This window comes from Streptomyces abikoensis (assembly GCF_014648775.1).
Taxonomy (GTDB): domain Bacteria; phylum Actinomycetota; class Actinomycetes; order Streptomycetales; family Streptomycetaceae; genus Streptomyces; species Streptomyces abikoensis.
In genome coordinates, this window is sequence record NZ_BMRT01000001.1 from 1275465 (window position 1) to 1299178 (window position 23714).

At 71.1% G+C, this 23714-nt stretch carries 17 protein-coding genes; 7 read left to right on the forward strand and 10 right to left on the reverse strand.

Features of this window, described 5'->3' with window-relative positions; all coding sequences use genetic code 11:
* The first annotated feature begins 20 nt into the window (after nt 1-20).
* From IE096_RS05550 to IE096_RS05565, 4 genes are read left to right on the forward strand one after another with little or no spacing between them, the layout of a single operon-like run.
* Nucleotides 21-2204, forward strand: coding sequence for a cache domain-containing protein (locus IE096_RS05550; RefSeq protein WP_189448895.1), 2184 nt, complete (start codon nt 21-23; stop codon nt 2202-2204).
* Nucleotides 2205-2207: 3 nt separating this feature from the next.
* Nucleotides 2208-3470, forward strand: coding sequence for a poly-gamma-glutamate synthase PgsB (gene pgsB / locus IE096_RS05555; protein WP_189448897.1), 1263 nt, complete (start codon nt 2208-2210; stop codon nt 3468-3470).
* Nucleotides 3467-3949 carry a poly-gamma-glutamate biosynthesis protein PgsC/CapC gene (locus tag IE096_RS05560; protein ID WP_126916526.1) on the forward strand — a complete coding sequence of 161 codons (483 nt, stop codon included), beginning with the start codon at nt 3467-3469 and terminating at the stop codon, nt 3947-3949. The genes pgsB and IE096_RS05560 overlap by 4 nt, the downstream gene beginning before the upstream one ends.
* Before the next feature lie 17 nt (nt 3950-3966).
* Nucleotides 3967-5064: a C40 family peptidase gene (locus IE096_RS05565; RefSeq protein ID WP_189448899.1), complete on the forward strand. Its 1098-nt coding sequence runs from the start codon at nt 3967-3969 to the stop codon at nt 5062-5064.
* Nucleotides 5065-5212: 148 nt separating this feature from the next.
* Here the strand turns inward: IE096_RS05565 and IE096_RS05570 are convergent, their stop codons facing one another.
* Nucleotides 5213-6229 (reverse strand): PLL family lectin, encoded by a 1017-nt coding sequence (locus IE096_RS05570; RefSeq protein WP_189448901.1) that lies wholly within the window; start codon nt 6227-6229, stop codon nt 5213-5215.
* A gap of 102 nt (nt 6230-6331) precedes the next feature.
* On the opposite strand from IE096_RS05570, the gene IE096_RS05575 reads away from it, so the two are divergent.
* Complete coding sequence (locus IE096_RS05575) at nt 6332-6757, forward strand: PIN domain-containing protein (RefSeq protein WP_189448903.1); 426 nt, start codon at nt 6332-6334, stop codon at nt 6755-6757.
* A gap of 32 nt (nt 6758-6789) precedes the next feature.
* Here IE096_RS05575 and IE096_RS05580 read toward each other — a convergent pair whose 3' ends face one another.
* The 9 genes from IE096_RS05580 to ngcE all read right to left on the reverse strand — a co-directional run bounded on the left by IE096_RS05580 (nt 6790) and on the right by ngcE (nt 18839).
* A complete protein-coding gene (locus tag IE096_RS05580) occupies nt 6790-8316 on the reverse strand; it encodes an amino acid permease (protein ID WP_189448905.1) in 1527 nt (508 codons plus the stop codon).
* 201 nt (nt 8317-8517) lie between these two features.
* Nucleotides 8518-10488 carry a 1-deoxy-D-xylulose-5-phosphate synthase gene (gene dxs, locus IE096_RS05585; protein WP_189448907.1) on the reverse strand — a complete coding sequence of 657 codons (1971 nt, stop codon included), beginning with the start codon at nt 10486-10488 and terminating at the stop codon, nt 8518-8520.
* 232 nt (nt 10489-10720) lie between these two features.
* Nucleotides 10721-12001 carry a sugar ABC transporter permease gene (locus tag IE096_RS05590; RefSeq protein WP_189448908.1) on the reverse strand — a complete coding sequence of 427 codons (1281 nt, stop codon included), beginning with the start codon at nt 11999-12001 and terminating at the stop codon, nt 10721-10723.
* Nucleotides 11998-12789, reverse strand: coding sequence for an ATP-binding cassette domain-containing protein (locus IE096_RS05595; RefSeq protein WP_189448909.1), 792 nt, complete (start codon nt 12787-12789; stop codon nt 11998-12000). The genes IE096_RS05590 and IE096_RS05595 overlap by 4 nt, the downstream gene beginning before the upstream one ends.
* Before the next feature lie 4 nt (nt 12790-12793).
* Nucleotides 12794-13903 carry a substrate-binding domain-containing protein gene (locus tag IE096_RS05600; protein WP_189448910.1) on the reverse strand — a complete coding sequence of 370 codons (1110 nt, stop codon included), beginning with the start codon at nt 13901-13903 and terminating at the stop codon, nt 12794-12796.
* A 219-nt stretch (nt 13904-14122) separates the two neighbouring features.
* Nucleotides 14123-15322, reverse strand: coding sequence for an ROK family transcriptional regulator (locus tag IE096_RS05605; RefSeq protein ID WP_189449655.1), 1200 nt, complete (start codon nt 15320-15322; stop codon nt 14123-14125).
* A gap of 233 nt (nt 15323-15555) precedes the next feature.
* Nucleotides 15556-16482 carry a carbohydrate ABC transporter permease gene (locus tag IE096_RS05610; protein WP_189448911.1) on the reverse strand — a complete coding sequence of 309 codons (927 nt, stop codon included), beginning with the start codon at nt 16480-16482 and terminating at the stop codon, nt 15556-15558.
* Entirely contained in the window at nt 16482-17399 is a 918-nt protein-coding gene (locus tag IE096_RS05615) for a carbohydrate ABC transporter permease (protein WP_189448913.1), read from the reverse strand. The genes IE096_RS05610 and IE096_RS05615 overlap by 1 nt, the downstream gene beginning before the upstream one ends.
* Before the next feature lie 9 nt (nt 17400-17408).
* A complete protein-coding gene (gene ngcE / locus IE096_RS05620) occupies nt 17409-18839 on the reverse strand; it encodes an N-acetylglucosamine/diacetylchitobiose ABC transporter substrate-binding protein (protein WP_189448915.1) in 1431 nt (476 codons plus the stop codon).
* Between the two features lie 449 nt (nt 18840-19288).
* Here ngcE and IE096_RS05625 point away from each other — a divergent pair, with 449 nt between their 5' ends.
* Together IE096_RS05625 and IE096_RS05630 are read left to right on the forward strand one after the other, a co-directional pair.
* Nucleotides 19289-23164, forward strand: coding sequence for a GH92 family glycosyl hydrolase (locus tag IE096_RS05625; RefSeq protein WP_189448920.1), 3876 nt, complete (start codon nt 19289-19291; stop codon nt 23162-23164).
* A 22-nt stretch (nt 23165-23186) separates the two neighbouring features.
* Entirely contained in the window at nt 23187-23636 is a 450-nt protein-coding gene (locus IE096_RS05630; RefSeq protein WP_189448922.1) for a hypothetical protein, read from the forward strand.
* Nucleotides 23637-23714 lie beyond the last annotated feature (78 nt).

Consider the following 23714-nt stretch of genomic DNA (forward strand, 5'->3'; position numbering starts at 1 on the left):
GGACGCGCCGACGTGCAGACATGCCCCTGCTGGGCGGCGCCCGCCCGCCGATCGCCGCCCTGCTGGCGCTGTTGCTGGCGGTGGCGGGTACGACGGCCCTGGTGCTGGGCGACCGCGACCGGGAGCTCGTCGACCGGGCCGTGCTGACCTCCCAGCAGCATGTGGCCGAGGACGGCGCCCTGTCGCTGCGGGCCTCCCTCGACGAGAGCGTCACCGACATCGAGCGCGCCGCCGCCCAGTTCGGCGGGGACAAGGCGGGCGCCCCGGACGCCCTGATGGACCAGCTCGGCAAGGTCTACGGCAAGTGGCGCGGCACCGCCGTCGTCGACCCGGGCAGCGGCACCCTCCTCGCCGCGCGCGGCGAGAACATCCCCCTGGCGACCGTCCTCGGCGACAGGGCCGGGCAGCCGGGCGCCAAGGACACCCCGTCGGGCGAGGCCCGGGCCGGAGGCCCCGCCCCGCTCGGCCCGCAGCTGGTGCGGCTGCCCTCCGGCGAGACCCGGATGCTCGTCGTGGCCGCCCTGCGCGGCGAACGGCCCCGGCTGCTCGTCGCCTCCGGCACCCTCAACGTCCCCGGCATCTCCTCCGGCGAGGACCGCTCGCTGCTGGTCGTCGACTCCGCCGGTACGGTCCTGGCCAGCGACGGCCCGTCCGTCGCCCGCAAGGCGTGGGCGAAGAGCGCCCGGAAGAAGGCCGCCGCCGAGTCCGCGAAGCCCCCCGAACCCGGCGGCCACCCGGGCGCGAGCGGGCACCTCATGGGCACCGGACGCGGTGACACCCGGATGGCCGTGGGCTACGCGGCCGCCGGGCGCGCCCCCGGCGAGAGCAGCCCCGCGGGCGGCCTCGGCCTGTCGGTCGTCACCTCCGTCGAGATCACCGAGGACCCGTCCGCCGTGCGCACCCAGGCGTTCGGCCTGGTCGCCGCCGGCGTCCTGCTCGTCCTCGCCCTGATCGTGGGCTGGGTGCTGCTGACGACCGTCCAGCGGCCGCTGCTGCAGCTGTACCTGGAGAGCCGCCGGCTCGCCCGGGGCGAGCTGGACCGGCCCGTCCGCCGTTTCAAGGGCCGGGAGCCGGCCCGGGTCGGCGCCGCCCTGGAGAGCCTGCGCCGCCAGCTGCTCGGCGAGCGGCCCACGCGTTCCGGGCGGGCGCGCGGCGGCTTCGGCACCCGGGGCTCGGTGATCGTCTGCGCCGTCGTCCTGCTGGCCTGGGCCGCGCCGCTGCTGCTGCTCGTCAATCGTGCGGGCGGCACCGTGGCCGTGCCCCAGCAGCTGGTGGAGGACCAGCGCCGCCGTACCGACACCGCCTCCGACCGGGTGCGCAAGGCCCTCAACGAGGGCTGGGCCGACGTGGCCTCCGTGGCGCAGGTCATCGGCACGGACGACCGCGAGGCGTCGGAGGCCGCAGACAGGGCCGTCCTGGAGAAGACGCTGCGCGAGCACGGGCGGTACCGCGCGGTCTACGTCGTCGACGGCGCGGGCAAGGTCCTCGCCCACGCCGGGGCCGCCGCGCACCACCCGGCCGGCAAGGCACCCCACGACGACTCCGTCGTCCAGCTGAACACCTCCGGCAAGGAGCCGCTGATCGCCGCCTACGCGGCCGTGCCCGGCGGCAAGGGCCGCGCGGTGGTCGGCGAGTACGACCCGCAGTTCCTCGTCTCGATGGTCACCCGGCCCGGCCTCGGCCAGGTCTGGCTGATCGACAAGGCCCACCGGGTCGTCGCCGCCGACCGCGCCCACGGCTTCCGGGCCTTCACGAAGCTGCCCTCGGGCCACCTCGACGACCTCGCGGTCACCGCCGCGAAGCACCCCGGCAAGACCTCCGGCACCGCCGTCCTCCACCGCGGCGGGGGCGCCTCCGACCTCGCGGCCGCCGCGCCCTTCACCGGCGGCGGCGCGGTCAAGGACCTCGGCTGGCAGGTCGTCAGCTCCCAGCCGACGTCCTGGCTGGAGCTCCCCGAGTACCGCGCCCAGCGGCGCACCATGCTCGCCGGGCTCCTCGGGGTGACCGCCGCCGTGGCCTGCCTGGGCTGGCTGCACATCATCGTCATCCGCCCGCTGCGCGCTCTCGCCGACCGGGCGGAGGCGCTGGCCGGCGGCGACCGCAGGACGGTGCTGTTCCCCCAGCACCACGACGAGACGGGCGCGGTCGTCCGCAACCTCGAACTGATCCGGCAGCAGCTGGCGCGCCCCTCCGGAAGGACCTGACGCGTGCTCTTCCTCTATACGGTCCTGGTGATCTGCTGTGCGGTCCTCCTGGTCGCGGGCGTGATCGAGCAGCGCCGGCACTTCACCAACCTCGACACGATCCCCACCCGGGTGCTGATCAACGGCATCCGGGGGAAGAGCTCCATCACCCGGCTGTGCGCGGGCGCGCTGCGCGGCGGCGGGCTGGTCACGGTCGCCAAGACCACCGGCACCGCGGCCCGCTTCATCCACCCGGACGCCACCGAGGAGCCCGTCTACCGCAAGTTCGGCATCGCCAACGTCGTCGAGCAGATCGGCATCGTGCGCCGGGCCGCCGCCTACCGCCCGCACGCCCTGGTCATCGAGTGCATGGCCGTGATGCCGGCCCTGCAGGAGGTCAACCAGACCAAGCTGATCCGCTCCACCATCGGTGTGCTGTGCAACGTCCGCGAGGACCACCTCGCCGAGATGGGCCCGACGCTGGACGACGTGGCCCGCTCCCTGAGCCGGTCCATGCCGGTCGGCGGCATCTGCGTCACCGCCGAGCGCGACCGGCTGCACATCCTGCGCGAGGAGGCCGCCAGGCGCGACTGCCGGCTGATCGCCGTGGACCCGGAGACGGTCACCGACGAGGAGCTGCGCGGCTTCAGCTGGTTCACGTTCAAGGAGAACGTCGCCATCGCGCTCGCCGTCGCCGAGCTCCTCGGCGTCGACCGGGCCACGGCCCTGCGGGGCATGTACGACGCGCCGCCGGACCCGGGTGTGCTGTCCGTGGAGCGCTACCGCACCCCCGAGGGCGTGCCGTTCCGCTTCGCGAACGTCTTCGCGGCCAACGACCCCGAGTCGACGCTGATGAACGTCGAGCAGCTGCTGGGCCTCGGCGCCGTCGAGCGCCCCCTCCACGTCCTCATCAACTGCCGCCCGGACCGCGTCGAGCGCAACGGCCAGATGGGCGAGCTGATCCCCCGGCTCGCCCCGGAGTCGGTCTTCCTGATCGGCCACCCGACGAAGAGCGCCGCCGACGCGATCCCCGCCGAGTGGCGCTCACGGATCGTCGACCTGGGCGGCGACCGCCGCGACCCGGCCGAACTGGAGCGGGAGATCCTGGGCCGGCTCGGCCCCGGCGCTTCGCTCATCGCCATCGGCAACATCCACGGCCAGGGCGAACTGCTGCTGGAACGCCTGGCGGAGCTGCCGACGGACGAGCAGCCACAGGAGCGGCAGCAGCCGCCGGAACCCCAGGTGTACATCCCGACCTACATGGATCCCACAGGAGACTTCCGTTGATCCCCGCCGTCCTCACTCCCGAGATCGCCGCCATCGGGATCGCGCTGGGGCTGCTGTTCTCGCTGGTCTGCTACCTCACCACCAACCTCTCCCCCGGCGGCATGATCACCCCCGGCTGGCTGGCCCTGACCCTGGTCGAGGACCTTCAGCGCGCCGCGATGGTCGTCGGCATCACCGTGCTGACCTACCTGGGCACGCTGCTGCTCCAGCGCCACGTCATCCTCTACGGCAAGCGGCTCTTCGCCGCCGTCGTCCTGACCGGCGTGGTGCTCCAGGCGACGCTCCACATCGTCCTCCAGCAGCAGTTCCCCCTGATGTACGCGAACCAGACGCTGGGCTTCATCGTCCCCGGCCTGATCGCCTATCAGCTGGTCCGCCAGCCGCGCGGCGCGACCCTGCTGGCGACCGCGACGGTGTCGCTCGCCAACTACGTCGTCCTGACCGCCGGGATCCTGCTCGGCTTCATGCCCACTGTCTGACCACGGAGCTCACGCACATGTCCCGGAAACTGGAACGGAAGCGCGGCACCCGCCGCAAGGGCGGCGGGCCCGGCGGCAAGCGCGCCCTGCACGCCCTGGTCCTCGCGGGCCTGCTCGGCGGCAGCGCCTACCTCACGGTGGAGCTCCGCGACCGTCAGCAGGACGACCCGGCCCCGCCGGTACGCGCCCTCGGCCCCGCTGCCAAGTCCGCCGGCAGGACGGTCACCGGCGAGCGCCGCTTCGAACGCCTCGCCGCCCCGGCCCGTACGGTCGTGCGCTCCGCCGAAGGCTCGGTCCTCGCCACCTTCACCGACAACGCCCGCACCGCCGTGCTCACCGGCCCCAGCCGGACGTTCACCGAGCCCAACTTCACATCGGCGAAGGTCACCACCGACAGCTGGGTGCGGCTGCTGCCGGAGAAGTGGAAGGAGGGCGCGGAGAAGGCCCCCTGGTTCAAGGAGTGGTTCGCCACCCAGCTCGGCAGCCAGGAGCCGGACATCTTCGCGTTCTCCATGGACTACCTCGACGGCGCCCCGCAGAAGAAGGACGCCCACGGCGTCCCGTACGCGGGCGACGCCCAGTTCGGCCCGCTGAACCCCCACGGCTCCGAGGCCGGTGACCTGCGCCTGGAGCAGTCCGACTTCTACGACTACCTGGGCATCCCCTACACGTTCCGCGACGGCACGGCGGAGAAGCCCGAGGCGCAGCGCTTCCGCGCGATGGACTGCTCCGGGTTCGTCCGCACGGTCTTCGGCTACCGGGCCCGCTATCCCCTGCTGGGCAAGGACGTCAAGGGCGACGGCCTCCCGCGCACGGCCAACGGCATGGCCCGCCTCGCCCCGGGCGTGCCGGTGCTGGAGCTGACGAACAAGCGCCCGGCGGCCATCGACAAGCTCCAGCCGGGCGACCTGGTCTTCTTCGACATCGACAAGCGCACCGGCGAACGTCTCGACCACGTCGGCATCTACCTGGGCCTCGACACCGACGGCAAGCCCCGCTTCGTCTCCAGCCGCGAGGAGGCCAACGGCCCCACCTTCGGCGACAAGGGCGGCACGGCCCGCCTCGACGGCAACGGCTTCTACGCGACGGGCCTGCGCGGCGCGACGCGGCTGTGACCGGGGCTCCGCCCCGGACCCCGGCCCTCAAACGCCGGACGGGCTGATCAGCCCGTCCGGCGTTTGAGGACACCGGGCGAAGCCCGGTCCGGGGTTCGAGGGGGCGAAGCCCCTTCGGAAACGGTGAAAGGGCGGGGCCGGGGCAGAACTACGCCCGCGCCCACGGCCCGAGCTCGAGCTCCGGCCCGTCACCGCGCTGCCGCGCGACCCGCAGGCTCCCGTCGGGGCCGATGGCGGCCACGACCACCCGGCCCGCCGCGTCGAGCGCCAGCGCCGGAGCGCCCACGCACTCCTGTCCCGTGTCGGACCACGACCCGTCCTCGCCCACCGCTACGACGACCCGGCCCTCGTCCGACCGCTGGGCCAGCACATCGCCCAGCACGGCCACCGGCCCGCTCGCGTCTCCCCCCAGCGACGGCAGGGCCTGCGCCTCGCCCGCGCGCTGCACGTGGAGGACGGAGTCCCCTTCCGTGCGCCAGTAGTGGGCGAGGTCCCCGCCGGAACCGGCCGAGGCGGACGAAAAGGAACCCGGCAGGGACTTCACCGCCGTGTCCGGCATCCGCTTCAGCGGCCCACCGGGCTCCTCCTGGCGCCACCGCAGGACGTGGTCCGGCGCGGGCGCGACGAGCTCGACGTGCCCGTCGGCGGAGACGGCCGCGGACCCCGACTCGACGACCTTGCTGCCCGCGAGGTCCAGCCAGGGGCCCCAGACGCCCCGGGCGTCCTGGCGCCGGCCGCTGACGCCGCGGCCGGCGTTGCGGAAGTAGAGGTGGAGGCCGACGCCGTCGGCGACGGCCACGGGGAAACCGATCCGTCCGGCCTTCTCCCAGTCGGCGCCGTGGGGCGTGCCGATGCTCCGCCACTGCGTCAGGGGTCGGCCCGACTGGAACTGGGTGGCGTAGACCACGTCGGTCTCGGCCCGGCCGTCCTCGTGCGGACGGCGGCGGAGCCCGGCGAGGTAGACATAGCCCTCGGCGCTGCGGGCTATGGAGAGGTACGGCTCCAGCCCCGGCACGTCCAGCCGCTGGGGCCCCGTCCATTCGCCTTCGCCGGGGCGGCCCTCGGTCCAGCGGAGGAGACCGCCCGAGACCGGGGCGTAGGCCGTCAGCCGGCCGTCGTTACCCCGCAGCAACCAGCCGGTGGTGGTGGCCGTGCGCACTGCCATGACTCGCTGACCAGCCTCTCTTGGAAAGCCTTTATCGATTTTGTCGATCCTCGACATTAACACTGCGGATTCCGCCCGCTGACGGCGTGCGAAGCTGTCGCCATGACCGCACGGGCCCCGGAAAACCCCGAAACCCCTGATTCCGCTCTTCTTGTCGTGGACGCCGCCAACGTCGTCGGTTCGGTGCCGGACGGCTGGTGGCGCGACCGGCGCGGGGCGGCCGAGCGGCTGCGGGACCTGCTGGCGGAATACGCGCGGGAGGGGCTGCCGGAAGGGGCCGTGGAGCCTCCGCCACCGGCCCCTCCACAGATCGTGCTGGTGGTGGAGGGCGCCGCGCGCGGCACCGCGCCGGTGCCCGGGGTGGCCGTCGAGGCGGCCAACGGCAGCGGGGACGACCGGATCGTGGAGCTGGTCGCCGCGCGGGCGCCGGGGCGGCGCTGTGTGGTCGTCACGGCGGACCGGGAACTGCGCGAGCGGGTGCGGGCGCTGGGCGCCGAGGTGGTGGGGCCGCGGGCGGTGCGCCCGTAGTCCGCGGCCCCCGGCTCGGCGACGGGCCCTGGTCAGACCGTGGGCGGCCCGCTCCGCTGCGCCTGGCTCACCCGGCTCGTCCTCCTCCCGTAGACGAAGTAGACGACGACGCCGATGACCATCCACACGGCGAACCGCACCCACGTCTCCGCCGGCAGGTTGAGCATCAGCCACAGCGACGCGACCACCGACAGCACGGGCACGTAGGGCACGAACGGGGTGCGGAAGGCGCGCGGCAGGTCGGGTCGGGTGCGGCGCAGGACGACGACGCCCAGCGCGACGACGACGAAGGCGAACAGCGTGCCGATGTTGACGAGTTCGGCGAGGACGTCGATCGAGGTGAAGCCCGCGACGACCGCGACGACGACGCCCAGGAGGATCGTGGAGCGGTAGGGCGTGCCGAAGCGCGGGTGGACGGTCGAGAAGAAGCGGGGCAGGAGCCCGTCGCGGCTCATGGCGAAGAACACCCGGCTCTGCCCGAGGAGCAGGATCATGCAGACGGAGGTGAGGCCGACGGCCGCGCCGAAGCTGATCAGCCCGGCCCAGAAGGGGTGCCCGGCGTCCTTGAAGGCGTCGGCGAGCGGCGCCTTCGTGGACAGTTTGTCGTACTTCTGCATGCCGGTGACGACGATGGACACGGCCACATAGAGCACGGTGCAGATGAGGAGGGAGCCGAGGATGCCGCGCGGCAGGTCGCGCTGGGGGTTGCGGGTCTCCTCGGCGGCGGTGGCCACGATGTCGAAGCCGATGAAGGCGAAGAACACCACGGCGGCGGCCGAGAAGATGCCCATGACGCCGAAGTTGGACGGGGTGAAGCCGAACATCAGCTGGACGAGCGGGGCGGCGAGCCCGTTGCCGCCCGTGGTGCCCTTCGACGGCGGGATGAAGGGCTGGTAGTTGGAACCGCTGATGAAGAAGGCGCCCACGATGATGACGATGAGCACCACGGTCACCTTCACGCCGACCACGATCGCCGTCACCCGCGAGGACAGCTTCATCCCGGCGACCAGAATGGCCGTCAGCACCAGGACGAGGACGGCGGCGAGGAGGTCGAAGCCGAAGGTGCCGCCATGGGCGCCGGTCAGCGGCCCCGGCAGATGCCAGCCGGCGTTGGCCAGCAGCGACTGGATGTAGCCGGACCAGCCGACGGCCACCACGGCGCAGCCCAGCGCCAGCTCCAGGATCAGGTCCCAGCCGATGATCCACGCGGGGAGCTCGCCGAGCGTGGCGTACGAGAAGGTGTACGCGGACCCGGCCACCGGCACGGTGGAGGCGAACTCGGCATAGCACAGCGCCGCGAGCCCGCAGACGATGCCGGCGAGGACGAAGGCGAGGGCCACGGCGGGCCCGGCGTTCTCCTTGGCGACCTTCCCGGTGAGGACGAAGATGCCGGTGCCGATGACGACGCCGACGCCGAACACGGTGAGGTCGAGGGCCGACAGGTCCCTCCGGAGGCTGTGTTCCGGCTCCTCCGTGTCCTGGATGGACTGCTCCACCGTCTTGGTCCGGAACATCCCGCTTCTGCCGCGGTCGCTCCGGACGGGCCGCTCTGCGCTCATCGGCTCACCTCCACCTGCTCGGCGTCGCTCGCCCTGCCCGAACTGGGCGAGTGTCCGCGATGATCGGGGTGTGACACGGGCGGCCACAGCCACCCACCCCCAGGATTCACCCGATGGAGGACAGGCGCATCCATGCGGAAGGGCCGACCGGACCACCCGTGAGGGTGGTGCGGCCGGCCCTTCGGCTCGGTGACGGTCCCGTCAGTCGCGGACGGCCTCGGCGGTCTCGGTGGCGTCGGCGGCCTTCACCGCCTCCGCGGCCTCCATGGTCTCGTCGGCACCTTCGAGGCGCCCGTCGAGCTTGGCGACGAGGCCGGTGACCTGGCGGGCGATATCGGGCGCGGTGAGCCCGATCTCCGCCATGACCTCCTTGCGGGAGGCGTGGTCGAGGAAGCGCGGCGGGATGCCGAAGTCGCGCAGCGGCAGGTCCACGCCGGCGTCGCGCAGCGCCTGCGCGACCGCCGAGCCGACGCCGCCGACGCGGCCGTTGTCCTCGACGGTGACGACGACGCGGTGCTCGGCGGCCAGGCCCGGCAGGGCCTCGTCGACGGGCTTGACCCAGCGCGGGTCGACGACGGTGGTGGAGATGCCCTGCTTGTCGAGGAGGTCGGCGATCTCCAGGCACATCGGGGCGAGCGCGCCGACGGAGACGAGGAGGACGTCCGGCTTCTCGGTGGCGTCGGCGGGGCGGCGCAGCACGTCCATGCCGCCGATGCGGCAGACGGCCTCGACGGCCGGGCCGACGGTGCCCTTGGAGTAGCGGACGACGGTGGGGGCGTCCTTGACCTCGACGGCCTCGCGCAGCTGGGCACGGACCTGGTCGGCGTCGCGCGGGGCGGCGATCCGCAGCCCGGGGACGACCTGGAGGATCGACATGTCCCACATGCCGTTGTGGGAGGCGCCGTCGTCGCCGGTGACGCCGGCCCGGTCCAGGACGAACGTCACGCCGCACTTGTGGAGGGCGACGTCCATCAGGACCTGGTCGAAGGCGCGGTTGAGGAAGGTGGCGTAGACGGCGAAGACCGGGTGGAGGCCGCCGGTGGCCAGGCCCGCCGCGGAGGTGGCGGCGTGCTGCTCGGCGATGCCGACGTCGTAGACGCGCTCGGGGAAGGCCTTGGCGAACTTGCCGAGGCCGACGGGCTGCATCATCGCGGCGGTGATGGCCACGATGTCCTCCCGCTCCTGGCCGAGCTTGACCATCTCGTCCGCGAAGACGGAGGTCCAGCTGGCGCCGCCGGAGGAGACGGGCAGGCCGGTGTCGGGGTGGATGGCACCGATGCCGTGGAAGCGGTCCGCCTCGTTCTGCTCGGCGTGCTTGTAGCCGCGGCCCTTCTGGGTGAGGCAGTGCACGAGGACGGGGCCGCCGAAGCGCTTGGCGCGCTGGAGCGCGGACTCCAGGGCCTCGATGTCGTGGCCGTCGATCGGGCCGACGTACTTCAGGCCGAGGTCCTCGAACATGCCCTGCGGGGCGATGAAGTCCTTCAGGCCCTTCTTGGCGCCGTGGAGCGTCTCGTAGAGGGGCTTGCCGACGACGGGGGTGCGCTCCAGCAGGTCCTTGCCGCGGGCGAGGAAGCGCTCGTAGCCGTCGGTGGTGCGCAGGGTGGCCAGGTGGTTGGCGAGGCCGCCGATGGTGGGCTCGTAGGAGCGCTCGTTGTCGTTGACGACGATGACGAGCGGGCGGTCCTTGGCGACGGCGATGTTGTTCAGCGCCTCCCAGGCCATGCCGCCGGTGAGGGCGCCGTCGCCGATGACGGCGACGACGTGGTCCTTCTTGCCGAGGACCTGGTTGGCCTTGGCGAGGCCGTCGGCCCAGCCGAGGACCGTCGAGGCGTGGCTGTTCTCGATCACGTCGTGCTCGGACTCGGCGCGCGAGGGGTAGCCGGACAGGCCGTCCTTGGCGCGCAGCTTGGAGAAGTCCTGGCGGCCGGTGAGCAGCTTGTGGACGTACGCCTGGTGCCCCGTGTCGAAGAGGATCTTGTCCCTGGGCGAGTCGAAGACCCGGTGCATGGCGATGGTCAGCTCGACCACGCCGAGGTTGGGCCCGAGGTGCCCGCCGGTCTTGGAGACGGCGTCGACGAGGAAGGTGCGGATCTCCGCGGCCAGCCGGTCGAGCTGCTCCGGGGTGAGCCGGTCCAGATCGCGCGGTTCCCTGATGCGGGTCAGCAGCGCCACCCGTGCCTCCTTGTTCGAGCTGTCGAGCCTTGTCGAGCTCGCCGGTCCGTCGAGTCTAATGTTCCGCCCCTGGTCCGCTCACAACGGTGGTGATCGGGTGATGCGAGCTATCTCACGCGTTCGGCGGAGCGAGATCACACAGCCTATGAAAGGCCGGACGGACGCGCACGGCGAGGGGCCCGGACCGGCCATCCGGTCCGGGCCCCTCGACCCGTGCGCACGGGTCCGTCCGCTATACCCGGCCGGCCGTCTTCTGGGTCCGGCGGGAGAGGGAGTCGATCACCACGGCGGCCAGCAGCACCGCGCCCGTGATCATGTACTGGACCGCCGAGGCGATGCCCAGCAGGGCCATGCCCGAGGCGATGGACTGGATCACCAGGACGCCCAGCAGCGCCGACCAGGTCGAGCCCCGGCCGCCGAAGAGGCTGGTGCCGCCGATGACGGCCGCCGCGATGGCGTTCATCAGCAGGCTGCCGGCGCCGGAGGACTGGTTGGCGGCGTTGATCTGGGAGGCCAGGAACATGCCGCCGAGCGCCGCCATCGTGCCGGAGAGCGCGAAGACCGAGATCCGTACGGCGGCGACGTTCACACCGGCCCTGCGCGCCGCCTCGACGCTGCCGCCGAGGGCGAAGACCTTGCGCCCGTAGGAGGTGCGGCGCAGCACGAAGTCCAGCGCGACCACCACCCCGAGGAAGATCACCAGGGCCAGCGGCAGGCCCTTGTACTGGTTGAGGAGCCAGGCCACCGCGTAGGCGGGCACCGCGAGGACGGCCGTGCGCAGCACGATCTCGCTGAGCGGGCGGCTGGGCACGCCGGCCGCCTCGCGCCGCTTGCTGTCGCGCCAGGAGGCCAGGAAGAACACCGCCACACCGAGCGTGGCCAGCCCGTAGGCGGCGGAGACGTCGGCGAAATAGTGGTTGGTCAGCCCGGCGACCAGTCCGGAGTCGTCGAGGTTGATGGTGCCGTTGGAGCCGAGCACCTGCAGCATCAGCCCGTTCCAGCCGAGCAGGCCGGCCAGGGTGACGACGAAGGCGGGCACGCCGATCCGGGCGAAGAAGTAGCCGTGGAGCACCCCGGCGAGGGCGCCGGTGACCAGGGCGAGCACCAGGGCGAGCCACTCGGGCATGCCGTGGTGGACGTTGAGCACCGCGAAGACCGCGGCGGACAGGCCGCTGACCGAGCCCACCGACAGGTCGATCTCGCCGAGGATCAGCACGAAGACGATGCCGACCGCGATCAGGCCGGTGCCCGCGGCGGTGACGAACAGGTTGGAGAGGTTCTCGGCGCCCAGGAAGGCCGAATCCCGCAGCTGGAAGACCAGGGCGATGATGATCAGCCCGACCACCACGGGCAGCGAGCCCAGCTCGCCGCTGCGCAGCTTCCGGCGGAATTCGCTCCAGTAACCGGCGAAGCCCTCCTCGCGGACCAGCAGCCGGGGGTCGACGGGCGGGGCCGCGGCCCCGGCGGGCGGCGGGGTGTCCACCGGCTCCTGCTTGGACAGATCGGCGGTCACGGCGCGCCCTCCCCTGCTGTGCGGGCCCTGCGACGGGTGACAGCGTTGTCGGTCGCGCCGGTGATGGCCGAGATGATCTCCTCCTGGGAGGTGGACCGCACCTCGAAGGTGCCGTTGTTGCGGCCGAGACGCAGCACCGCGACGCGGTCGGCGACGGCCTTCACGTCCGCCATGTTGTGGCTGATGAGGATCACGCCCAGGCCGCGCTCGCGCAGCCGCTCGACCAGGTCGAGGACCTGGGCGGTCTGCTCCACACCGAGGGCGGCGGTGGGCTCGTCGAGGATGACGACCTTGGGCTCGCCCAGCAGTGAGCGGGCGATGGCGACGGTCTGCCGCTGCCCGCCCGAGAGCGAGGCGATGGGGATCCGGACGCTGGGGATGCGGATGGACAGGGTGGCGAGGAGCTCCCGGGAGCGGCGTTCCATCTCGACCTCGTCCAGCACCCCGGCGCGGGCGATCTCCCGGCCGAGGAAGAGGTTGCCGACGACGTCGAGGTTGTCGCAGAGGGCGAGGTCCTGGTAGACGGTCGCGATGCCCAGTTCCTGGGCGGTGTGCGGCCGGTCCACGGTGACGGGCCGGCCCTCCCACTCGATGACGCCGTCGTCGGCCGGGCCGACGCCCGCGATGGTCTTGACCAGGGTGGACTTGCCGGCGCCGTTGTCGCCGACGAGGGCGACCACCTCACCGGCGTGGATCTCCAGTTCCACATCGGTGAGCGCCTGGACGGCCCCGAAGCGCTTGGAGATCCCGCGCAGCGCCAGCACGGGCGGTGCGGACATGTGCGTCATCTCCTTACTTCAGTCCGGCCGCGTCGCACTGCGCCTGGAACTTGTCGGTGCAGATCTCGGTCTTGGTGAAGAAGCCCTCCTGGCCGACGTACTTCCCGATGTCCGCCTTGGTGAGCGCGAAGGGGGTGACGATGACGGCGGGGATCTTCTTCTGGGTGCCGCTGTCGACGGTGGTCTTGGCGACGGCGGCGAGGTCCTTGCCCTGGGCGAGGGCCACGGCCAGCTCGGCGGCCGCGTCGGCCTCGGGCTTGTAGGGCTTGTAGACGCTCATGAACTGCTCGTCCGCGAGGATCCGCTGGACGGCCGAGAGCTCGGCGTCCTGGCCGGTGACCGGCGGGAGCTTGTCGAAGCCGGCGCTGCGCAGGGCCGTGATGATGCCGCCGGCCATGCCGTCGTTGGCGGAGTAGACGCCGACGATGTTGTCCTTGCCGAGGGAGGAGATGGCGCCCTTCATGTTCTCGTTGGCGTTCTCCGGCTTCCACTCCTTGGTGTCGTACTCCTTTCCGATCTTGACCTTGCCGTCGAGGACGGAGTGGGCGCCGTCCTTGTACATCTTGGCGTTGGGGTCGGTGATCGCGCCGTTCATCATCACGATCTCGCCCTTGGAGGCGTTGTCGCCGAGCTCCTTGAGCAGGGACTCGCCCTGGATCTTGCCCACGCGCTCGTTGTCGACGGAGGTGTAGGCCTTGACCGGGCCCTCGGCCAGACGGTCGTAGGCGACGACGGGAATGCCCTTGTCGGTGGCCTTCTTGACCGAGCTCGCTATCGACTTGGCGTCCACCGCGTCGACGATCAGCGCGTCGACCTTTTTGGTGATCATGGTGTCGACCTGCTGCTGCTGGACGGAGGCGTCCTGCTTGGCGTTGTCGTAGACGACGACGGTGTCAGCGCCCGCCAATTCCTTGATCTTCTTCTCGATCAGCGGCCGGTCGAACCGCTCGTAGCGGGCGGTCTGGTTCTCCGGCAGCAGCAGCCCGATGGTCAGCGGGCCCTTCTTGTCCTTCTTGGCGGCGGTCCCGCCGCCCGCTTCCTTGGCGCTGCCACAGGCCGCCAGACCGGCGGCCATCGACACGGCGGCCGCGGCGACGGCCGCACGACGCAGATGAACGTTCACTTGCCAAACCTCCCTGACGAGGCCGCGTCGTTGCGGCCGAGGTGGCGTGAAGTCAACTCGGCCGCCTTGAAAGCGTCAAGAAGTAAATTCTTAACGAGATGGCAACGATGCCATTCGTTATCTATGTGAACTCAAGAGGTGACACACCCGGCGTCGGCGTGTCTTTTTCGAAGCAGGCGAAAACGGTAGGGAAACCGCGCGCGATCTCCGGAAGGACCGTCAGGCCGGTATCGCGGAACGCGGCGGCCGGGCCTCGTCCAGCAGGGTCGAGTCGCCCATCTCGCTGAGGACGAGCGCCAGGGCGCCCAGCACCTCGGAGCGGCCGCCCAGCGCCCCCGGCACGACCTCCAGCCGGCGGGCGGCGCTGGGGATCGCGTAGCGCGAGACGGACTCGCGGATGGGCGCGAGCACCAGCTCGCCCGAGTCGGCGAGGTCGCCGCCGAGGACGACCCGGCTGGGGTTGAGGAGGTTGCAGAGGTTGGCCACGCCGCTGCCGATGTACCGGCCGACGTCGGAGATCACCCGGCGGCAGCCCGGGTCGCCCTCGCGGGCGAGCTCCACCACGCGCGGCACGGTCAGATCGGTGCCGTGGGCCGAGTGGAGCAGCGGCAGGATGTAGCGGGCGGCGGTGAAGGTCTCCAGGCAGCCGCGATTGCCGCAGCGGCAGACCGGGCCGGACTCGTCCAGGGTGATGTGGCCGATCTCGCCGGCCGTGCCGCCCGGGCCCCGGTAGATCTTCCCGTTGATCACCAGGCCCGCGCCCACTCCGCTGGCGACCTTGATGTACGCCAGGTCCGTGGCGCCCCGGCCCGCGCCCCACACCAGTTCGCCGAGGGCGCCGAGGTTGGCGTCGTTGTCGACGTGGACGGGGACGCCGAGGCGGGCGGCGAGGTCGTCGCGGGGGTTGGTGCCGGCCCAGCCGGGCAGGATCGCGGTCGAGCCCAGCACGCCGGACTCCACGTCGATCGGGCCGGGGACGCCCAGGCCCACCCCGATGATCTTGCGCGGGTCGATCCCGGCCTTGGTGATCAGCGTCCGGACGAGGGATTCGGCCCGCCGCAGGCCCTCCTCGGCGGAGGCGTCCACATCGAGCGGCTCGGCGTCCTCGGCCAGCACCTGGTGGGCGAGGTTGCCGACGGCCACCCGCAGGTGGGTATGGCCGAAGTCCACGCCCACGACGATCCCGGCGTCACCGGAGAGGGAGACGCTGCGGGCGCGCCGGCCGCCGGAGGAGGTGGGGGTCACCTCGACCGTCCCGCCGTCCTTCAGCTCCCGGACGATGTTGGAGACGGTGGCGGCCGACAGCCCGGTGGTCCGGGCGATCTCCGCCTGGGTGAGCGAGCCCGCCATGCGCACCGCGCGTACGACCCGCTCCAGGTTGGCCCGGTGCAGCGACGACTGCGACCCCGGAGTCTCCACGCCCATCCACTCCCGCCTCACCGGGACGGCCCGACCGCCGACCCGAGGCCGGACTGCGGCTCTGGAGCCCGGCCATCCCTACAACATATGAACCCTAAGCTCAGCCGTCAGGCTTCCGTCCCGTCAAGGGTCCGACGCCACAGCGTAAGGGCCGGGCGGCCCGGGAGGCCATTTCCGGCCACCCCGCCACCCGGCCCGGGAGCGCTCCGGGGCGGTCGGTCACTTCAGGGCGGCTATTTCAGGGCCCCGGCCGTCAGCCCCGCCTGGACCTGCCGCTGGAAGACGACGTACGCGGCCAGCACCGGCAGCATCGCCATGACCAGGCCCGCGAAGAGCCCCGACCAGTCGCCCTTGTACCCCTGGCTGACCGCGAGGGCGACCAGCCCCTGGGGCAGCAGCTTCTTGTCCTCGTCCCCCACGTTGAGCACCGTGGGCAGGAGGTACTGGTTCCACTGGCCCAGGAAATTGAAGATGCCGACGCTGATCAGGCCGGGCTTGGCCATGGGCAGCATCACCTGGAAGAAGGTCCGGGTGTGCGAGGCCCCGTCGATCAGCGCCGCCTCGGCGACGGAGGTCGGCAGGGTCCGGAAGAAGCCGCTGAGGAAGAAGATGGTGAACGGCAGCGAATAGGCGATGTAGACCAGGATCAGCCCGTGGTAGGTGTCGAGCAGTTGCATGTTCTTCATGACGAAGAACAGCGGCACGAGCGCCAGGATGACCGGGAAGCTCATCCCGCCGACGAAGAGGAAGTAGATGAAGCGGTTGCCGGGGAATTCGAAGCGGGCCAGGACATAGGCGGCCATCGACCCGAGCAGCATGGTGCCGGTGAGCGAACCGGCCACGACGATCACGGAATTGAGGAAGTACTCGCTCATGTGCGCCTGGGACCAGGCCCGGCTCCAGGCGTCGAAGTGCAGCCCGTGCGGCAGCGCCCAGGGCGAGGTGAAGATCTCCTTGTCGGTCTTGAAGGCGCTCATCACCGCCCACAGCAGGGGCAGGGTGACCATCAGGCCCCAGATGAAGAGCACACCGTGGGAGAAGACGTTGAGGACGCCGCCCTCGCGGCCCATGCTCTCCCGGGGCGTCCCGGGGCGGGCGGCCTTCCCGGCGTCCGGTGTCGCGGCGCCGCTCCCCCCGGTGGGTTCCGCCGTCACGGCCATCAGTACTCCAGCCTTTCGCGCCGGCCGAGCTTCAGCACGACGCCCGCGAAGATCATGGTGACGATGAGCAGGGCGACACCGAGCGAAGTGGCGTAGCCGGCCTGCCCGTCACGGAACGCCTTGGTGTAGAGGTAGAAGGAGAGCACTTCCGTGGAGTAGTCCGGTCCGCCCGGCCCCACGGTCATGATCTGTACGACGGCGAACGAGTCGAGCGCCATGATGCCCATGTAGACCCAGCCGGTCTGCACGGTGTCCCAGAGCAGCGGAAGCGTGACCCGGAAGAAGGTCTGCAGGCGATTGGCGCCGTCGAGCAGGGCGGCCTCGTAGAAGTCCCGGGGAATGGCGCTCATGCCCGCCGAGAACAGCACCACGTAGAAACCGACGTTGCTCCACACCATCACCGCCGTCACGCACCACAGCGCGAGCCGGGGGTCGCCCAGCCATTCCGGCCGTACGGAGTCCAGGCCGACGGCGCTCAGAAAGGAGTTCAGGGCGCCGCTGTTGGGGTTGTAGGCGAACTGGAACAGCAGGGCGACGATGGCGATCGACAGCACCTGGGGAAAGAAGTAGACGACCTTGTAAAGACCCGAGCCGCGCACCCCGGCGACCGCCGCGTTCTTCCTGCGCCGGCCGCCGACGTTGAGCATGAAGGCGAAGAACAGCCCGAGCCCGAGGGTCACCACCGGGAGCACGAGCAGCAGCAGGACGTTGTGCCAAACGGCCTTCCAGAACACGTCGTCGTTCCAGAGCCGTTGGTAGTTCTTGAGCCCGGTCATCCGGAAGTCGGAGCTCAGCCCGGTCCAGTCCGTGAAGGAGTAGTAGATGGCCTGGACGAACGGCGAGATGACGAAGACGCCGTAGAGCGCCAGGGGCAGGATCAGGAATCCCGCGATGAAGCGGTACTTACCGTGCTGCATGGCCGCCGCTCACTTGTGCTTGTACTTCTTGACGGAGTCGTCCTTGGCGGTCTCGTCGGCGAAGCGCTGGATCTTGGTGATCGCCTCGTCGGGCGTCAGCCGGCCGGCCATCATCTCGCCGAGCGCCCCCACACCGATCTTCTCCTTCTGGAGGGCCACGTACCAGTCGCCGAGGCGCGGGTTGACCACGTTCTTCCCGGCCTTGGTGAGCGCTTCCTGGGAGGAGGCGAGACCCGGCGGGAGGGTCAGGCCCTCGGTGCCGCCGTTGAGGGAGGTGAGGGAGGAGACGGACTTGATGAAGTTCTGGGAGGACTTCTTGCCCAGCATCAGGCGCAGCAGTTCCATGCCGCCCTGCGGGTTCCTGGCGTTCTTCGGCACGATGAAGGGCTCGCCACCGGAGGCCCACAGGGTGCCGAACGGCAGCTTGTCGTTCTTGTCGAGGCTGGAGGGCGCGCCGACCGACATCTGGAAATCGGCGGGGGTGGTCTTCTTGGACTCGTTCTCGACCCAGGAGCCGTTGGGGAGGAACAGTGCCTTCCCCTCGTTCCACGCCGTCTGCGACTCGATGTGGGTCAGGCCCGGGGTGCCCTGGAGGATGTAGCCCTTCTTGTAGAGCTCGTAGTAGGCCTCGAAGGCGGCCTTGACGGCCGGGTCCTTCCAGGCGTTGGGCTCCAGGTTGTCGATTCTCTTCAGCACCTCGACACCGCCGATCTTGGCGATGAACGGGTAGAGGCTGAAGGGCAGGTAGTACGGGTACTTGCCCGCGTACGTCCAGCCGGCGATGCCCTTCTTCTTCGCCGCCTCGCAGACCTTGAGCATGTCGTCCCAGGTCTCGGGGTATTGGGCGTCGAGCTTCGCCAGGTTCGTCTTCGAGTACCAGACGCCGTAGACCGTGTAGGCGTAGTACAGGACCCAGGTCTCATCGCTGTCGAACCGCCCCATTTCCACGACACCGGGGCGCAGGGTGTCGCGGACCTTCTTCGACGGGTCGTCGTAGGAGGGCGCGTCCAGCAGGGCGTTGAGGTCGGTCAGCTGTTTCTTGGCGACGAGGGTGCCCATGTCCATTTGTTTGGCACCGGAGTTGTCGATGAGGTCCGGCGGGGTGCCGCCGTTGAACCGGGGCTGGAGCTGGGTCTGGATCTCCTGGGTGGCGGAGTGCTTGACCTGGGCCTTGGGGAAGGCCTTCTGGTATTCGGCCTCGGCGTCCTTGGCGTACTGCTGGCCGAAGCCGCCGTCGAAGATGACGACGTCCAGGGCGGCGCCCTCATTGACCGCGAGCGGGTTCTTGGTGCTCTTCTCGCCCTTGTCGACCTGGTTTCCGCCGCCGCTGTCGCCGCTGGCGCAGGCGCTCAGCACGCTCATCGTGGGCACCGCGATCAGGCCTATCGCCGCGGCTCGTTTGATCAGGTCGCGCCGGCCGAATTCCGGGGTGGTTCCCATGCTCAAGTCCTCGCCTTCTCCAGGACTCAGGCGGTGCACCGGTCTCCCCTTGCGAATTCGCCACCGCCGAAGGGCCCGACACCGCGGGTCAGTTGAAGCTTGGTGCTGGGTGCGCTCCGGAAGGAATCCCCCGCGGCGTGCTGGTGTGCCGCTCTCCCCCGGGTCCGCCACGGCCACGGCCGCCCGGACTGTTCGACAGGTATAGTCCACTCCTGCTCAACTGGGCAAGATCGAAAGCGGCTTTGACCGTCAGTCTTTCCCGAGTTGAGACCTCTCCGCCCGGCCCTCGGAGCCCCCTGGAATCCCGCTGGGGCCCGTCCGGCGACACCAGCCCCGAGACCCTTGACACCACTGGTGTCTCACGCACTACTTAACACTGCGCGTCATGGGTGACAACGTTGTCTGAGTCGTCCGGCCGTCCGTGCCGGGTTCAGCGGAGAGGCAAAGGGATGCGAACGGGAACCGGGTACCGCAGATGGCGTACGCTCGCCCGTCCCACAGCGCTCCTGGTGGTCACCGTACTGGTGACGGGGGCTCAGGTCACGCAGGGCGGACCCGTCGGGGCGTCGCCGGCCCGGGCCGGGGCGGCCGCCCCGGCCGACGAGCGCTTCGCCTCCTCCTTCGAGCCCGGCGACCCCCGGCCCGACTGGACGGACACCGTCGAGACCGGCCGCGACGGCCGCCCGCGCGCAGCCGGCGTCGACGGCGACGACACCAGCGGCATCCCCGGCAATGTCACCGACCGGGTCACCGCCGTCCGTGCCAGCGGCGAGCACGCCGAGGCGGGCGAGGTCAAGGAGAACCTCGTCGACGGCGAGAGCGCGACCAAATGGCTCGCCTTCGCGCGCACCGCCTGGCTGGAATTCGAGCTCGACCGGCCCGTCACCGCCGTGCGCTACGCCCTGACCTCCGCGAACGACGCCCCCGGCCGTGATCCCCGGGACTGGACGCTCAAGGGATCCGACGACGGCGCCACCTGGCAGGTGCTCGACACCCGCCGGGACGAGTCCTTCGAAAAGCGCCTCCACACCCGCGAGTTCTCCTTCACCGGGTCCCGTCCCCACCGCCAGTACCGGCTGGAGATAACCCGCAACAACGGCGAGCCCGTCACCCAGCTCGCCGAGTTCCAGCTGGCGGCGGGCGACACCGGCACCCCGCCGCCCGCCGACATGCGCAGCCACATCGACCGCGGCCCCACCGGCTCCCCCACCGCCAAGGCCCGCGCGGGCTTCACCGGCACCCACGCCCTGCGCTACGGGGGCATGCACCAGGCCACCGGCCACGCCTACTCCTACAACAAGGTCTTCCGGACCCACCTGCGCGTCACCCCGAGAACCCTGCTCTCCTACAAGATCTTCCCCGCCCTCCCCGAGCCGGACGCCCGCTACCCCGCCACCCATGTCGCCCTCGACCTCGCCTTCACCGACGGCACCTACCTCAGCGAGCTCGGCGCGGTCGACCAGCACGGCGCGCGGCTCACCCCGCAGGGCCAGGCCGCTTCCAAGACGCTCTACGTCAACCAGTGGAACAACAAGGAGTCGCGCGTCGGCGCCGTGGCCGCGGGGAAGACCGTGGAGCGGGTGCTGATCGCCTACGACTCGCCCGTGGGCCCGGCGAAGTTCCGCGGTTGGATCGACGACATCTCCCTCGCCCCGGCCCCCGCGGAACCGCCCGTCGCCCATCCGGCGGACCGGGCCGTCACCACCCGCGGCACCAACTCCAGCTCGAACTTCTCCAGAGGCAACACCTTCCCGGCCACCGCCGTCCCCCACGGCTTCAACTTCTGGACGCCCGTCACCAACGCGGGCGTCACGGACTGGCTCTACCAGTACGCGGCGACCAACAACGCCGACAACCTCCCCACCCTCCAGGCCTTCTCGGCCGGCCACCAGCCCAGCCCCTGGATGGGCGACCGGCAGACCTTCCAGCTCATGCCCTCGGCCTCCCCGGGCGTCCCACCCGCCTCCCGCGCCGCCCGCGCCCTGCCCTTCCGGCACGAGAACGAGACCGCCCGGCCCCACTACTACGCCGTCACCTTCGAGAACGGCATCAAAGCGGAGATCACCCCCGGCGACCACGCCGCGATGATCCGCTTCACCTTCCCCTCGGAGCAGGCGAGCGTCCTCCTCGACAACGTCAAGGACCGGGGCGGGCTGACCCTCGACCCCGAGCACCGCTCCTTCAGCGCCTACTCGGACGTCCGCAGCGGACTGTCCACCGGCGCCGGGCGCCTCTTCGTCCACGGCGTCTTCGACGCGCCCGTCATCGACAGCGGCAAGCTCAAGGGCGACAGCGGCAGCGACGCCGTCACCGGCTTTCTGCGCTTCGCGCCCGGCACGAGCCGTACGGTCACCCTGCGCGTGGCGACCTCCCTCATCGGCACCGACCAGGCCCGCGCCAACCTCGAGCAGGAGATCCCCGCGAGCACCGGCTTCGACCAGGTCATGACCCGCGCCCGCACCGCCTGGGACACCCTCCTCGGCCGCGTCGAGGTCGAGGGCGCGACCCGCGACCAGCTCACCACCCTCTACTCCAGCCTGTACCGGCTCTACCTCTATCCCAACTCCGGGTTCGAGAACACCGGCACCCCCACCCGGCCCCGCCCGCGCTACGCCAGCCCCTTCTCCCCGCCCGCCGGCGAGAACACCCCGACCACGACCGGCGCCAAGATCGTCGACGGTGAGATCTACGTCAACAACGGCTTCTGGGACACCTACCGCACCACCTGGCCCGCGTACTCGCTGCTGACGCCCCGCCAGGCGGGCAGGCTGATCGACGGCTTCGTCCAGCAGTACAAGGACGGCGGCTGGATCTCCCGCTGGTCCTCCCCCGGCTACGCCGACCTGATGACGGGCACCAGCTCCGACGTCGCCTTCGCCGACGCCTACGTCAAGGGCGTCCCCTTCGACGCCGAGGCGGCGTACGCGGCCGCGCTGAAGAACGCCACCGTCGCCCCGGACAGCCCCGGCACCGGCCGCAAGGGCATGGAGACCTCCGTCTTCCTCGGCTACACCAGCACGAAGACCCGCGAGGGCCTGTCCTGGGCGCTCGAGGGCTACCTCAACGACTTCGGCCTGGGCCGGATGGGCCGCGCGCTGTACGAGAAGACCCGCAAGGAGCGCTACCGCGAGGAGTCCGCGTACTTCCTCAACCGCGCCCGGAACTACGTCAAGCTCTTCGACGACCGCGTCGGCTTCTTCCAGGGCCGCGACGCGAACGGCGCCTGGCGGCTGCCCCCCGCCTCCTACGACCCGCGCGTCTGGGGCAACGACTACACCGAGACCAACGGCTGGAACTTCGCCTTCACCGCCCCCCAGGACACCCGGGGCCTGGCCAACCTCCACGGCGGCCGCGCCGGCCTGGCCGCGAAGCTCGACACCTACTTCGCCACCCCCGAGACGGGCGCCCCCGAGTTCGCCGGCTCGTACGGCGGCGTCATCCACGAGATGACGGAGGCCCGGGACGTCCGCATGGGCATGTACGGGCACAGCAACCAGCCCGCGCACCACATCGCCTACATGTACGACGCGGCGGGGCAGCCCTGGAAGACCCAGGAGAAGGTCCGCGAGATCCTCTCCCGCCTCTACCTCGGCAGCGAGATCGGCCAGGGCTACCCCGGCGACGAGGACAACGGCGAGATGTCCGCCTGGTACGTCTTCGGCGCCCTCGGCTTCTACCCGCTCGTGATGGGCCAGGGCGAGTACGCGATCGGCTCGCCCCTCTTCACCAAGGCCACCGTCCACCTGGAGAGCGGCCGCGACCTGGTGATCCGCGCTCCGCGCAACAGCGCCCGCAACGTCTACGTCCAGGGCCTGCGCGTCAACGGCCGCGCGTGGCACAGCACGGCCCTCCCCCACGCCCTGCTGGCCAGGGGCGGCACCCTGGACTTCGCGATGGGCCCCCACCCGTCCCGCTGGGCCACGGGCCCGGACGCGGGCCCGACGTCCTTGACCCATGACGACAAGGTGCCGGCCCCGCTGACCGACGTGACAGCCCACGACGGCTCGGCCCTGACCGACGACACCTCCCGCACGTCGGCGTCCTTCACCACCGCCACCCTGGACACACCGGGCGCCCCCCGGGTGACGTCCTACACCCTCACCTCGGCCGACCGCGCCAAGGCCCCGACCGGCTGGGTACTCCGCGGCTCCCCGGACGGCACGACCTGGACCGAAGTCGACCGCCGCACCACCGAAACCTTCACCTGGGACCGCCAGACCCGCGTCTTCGCCCTCCCCGCCCCGGCGACCTACCGCCACTGGCGCCTGGAGACGGCGAACGGCCGGGAGGCCACGCTGGCGGAGGTGGAGCTGCTGGGGTCGTGACGCCTTTCAGGACAGGATCGCGGTGACGACCCCGGACCCGACGGCCTGCCCGGCCCTCGCGAACGGAGAACCGCAGCCCCTCCTCCAGGGCGACGGGCCGGGCGAGCCGGACGGTCACGGAGTGGACACCGGCAGCGGCCTCCTCGACGTCCACGCCGTCGCGCCGAAGGCTGGTGATGTCGCCGGAAAGACTCTCGGTCCGGATGTGGAACTGGCCCACGCGCGGGCCGGTGCCAGGAAAGATGAGCGGGCGGTCGCCCTCCTCGGCCGTCATGAAGGAGACGAGACCCTCGTAGGCGGTGTACGCGGCGACGGACCCGGGCTCGGCGAGATGCGGGCGGTCCGGGTCGGCGTGCTCCCGATGATCTCGACGTTCTGCCCGGGGACGGCGACGCCGCGCTCGACGACGAACGTCCCCGGGCCGAGGGATCCCAGGAGTTCCCCGACTCACGGGACGACACCGGCTCCGTGACGGGACACGGCGAAGACGTCCTGGGCGGACATCAGAAAAGGCCCGTCGGCACCACGGGCAGAGGCGGGCAGCCCGTCC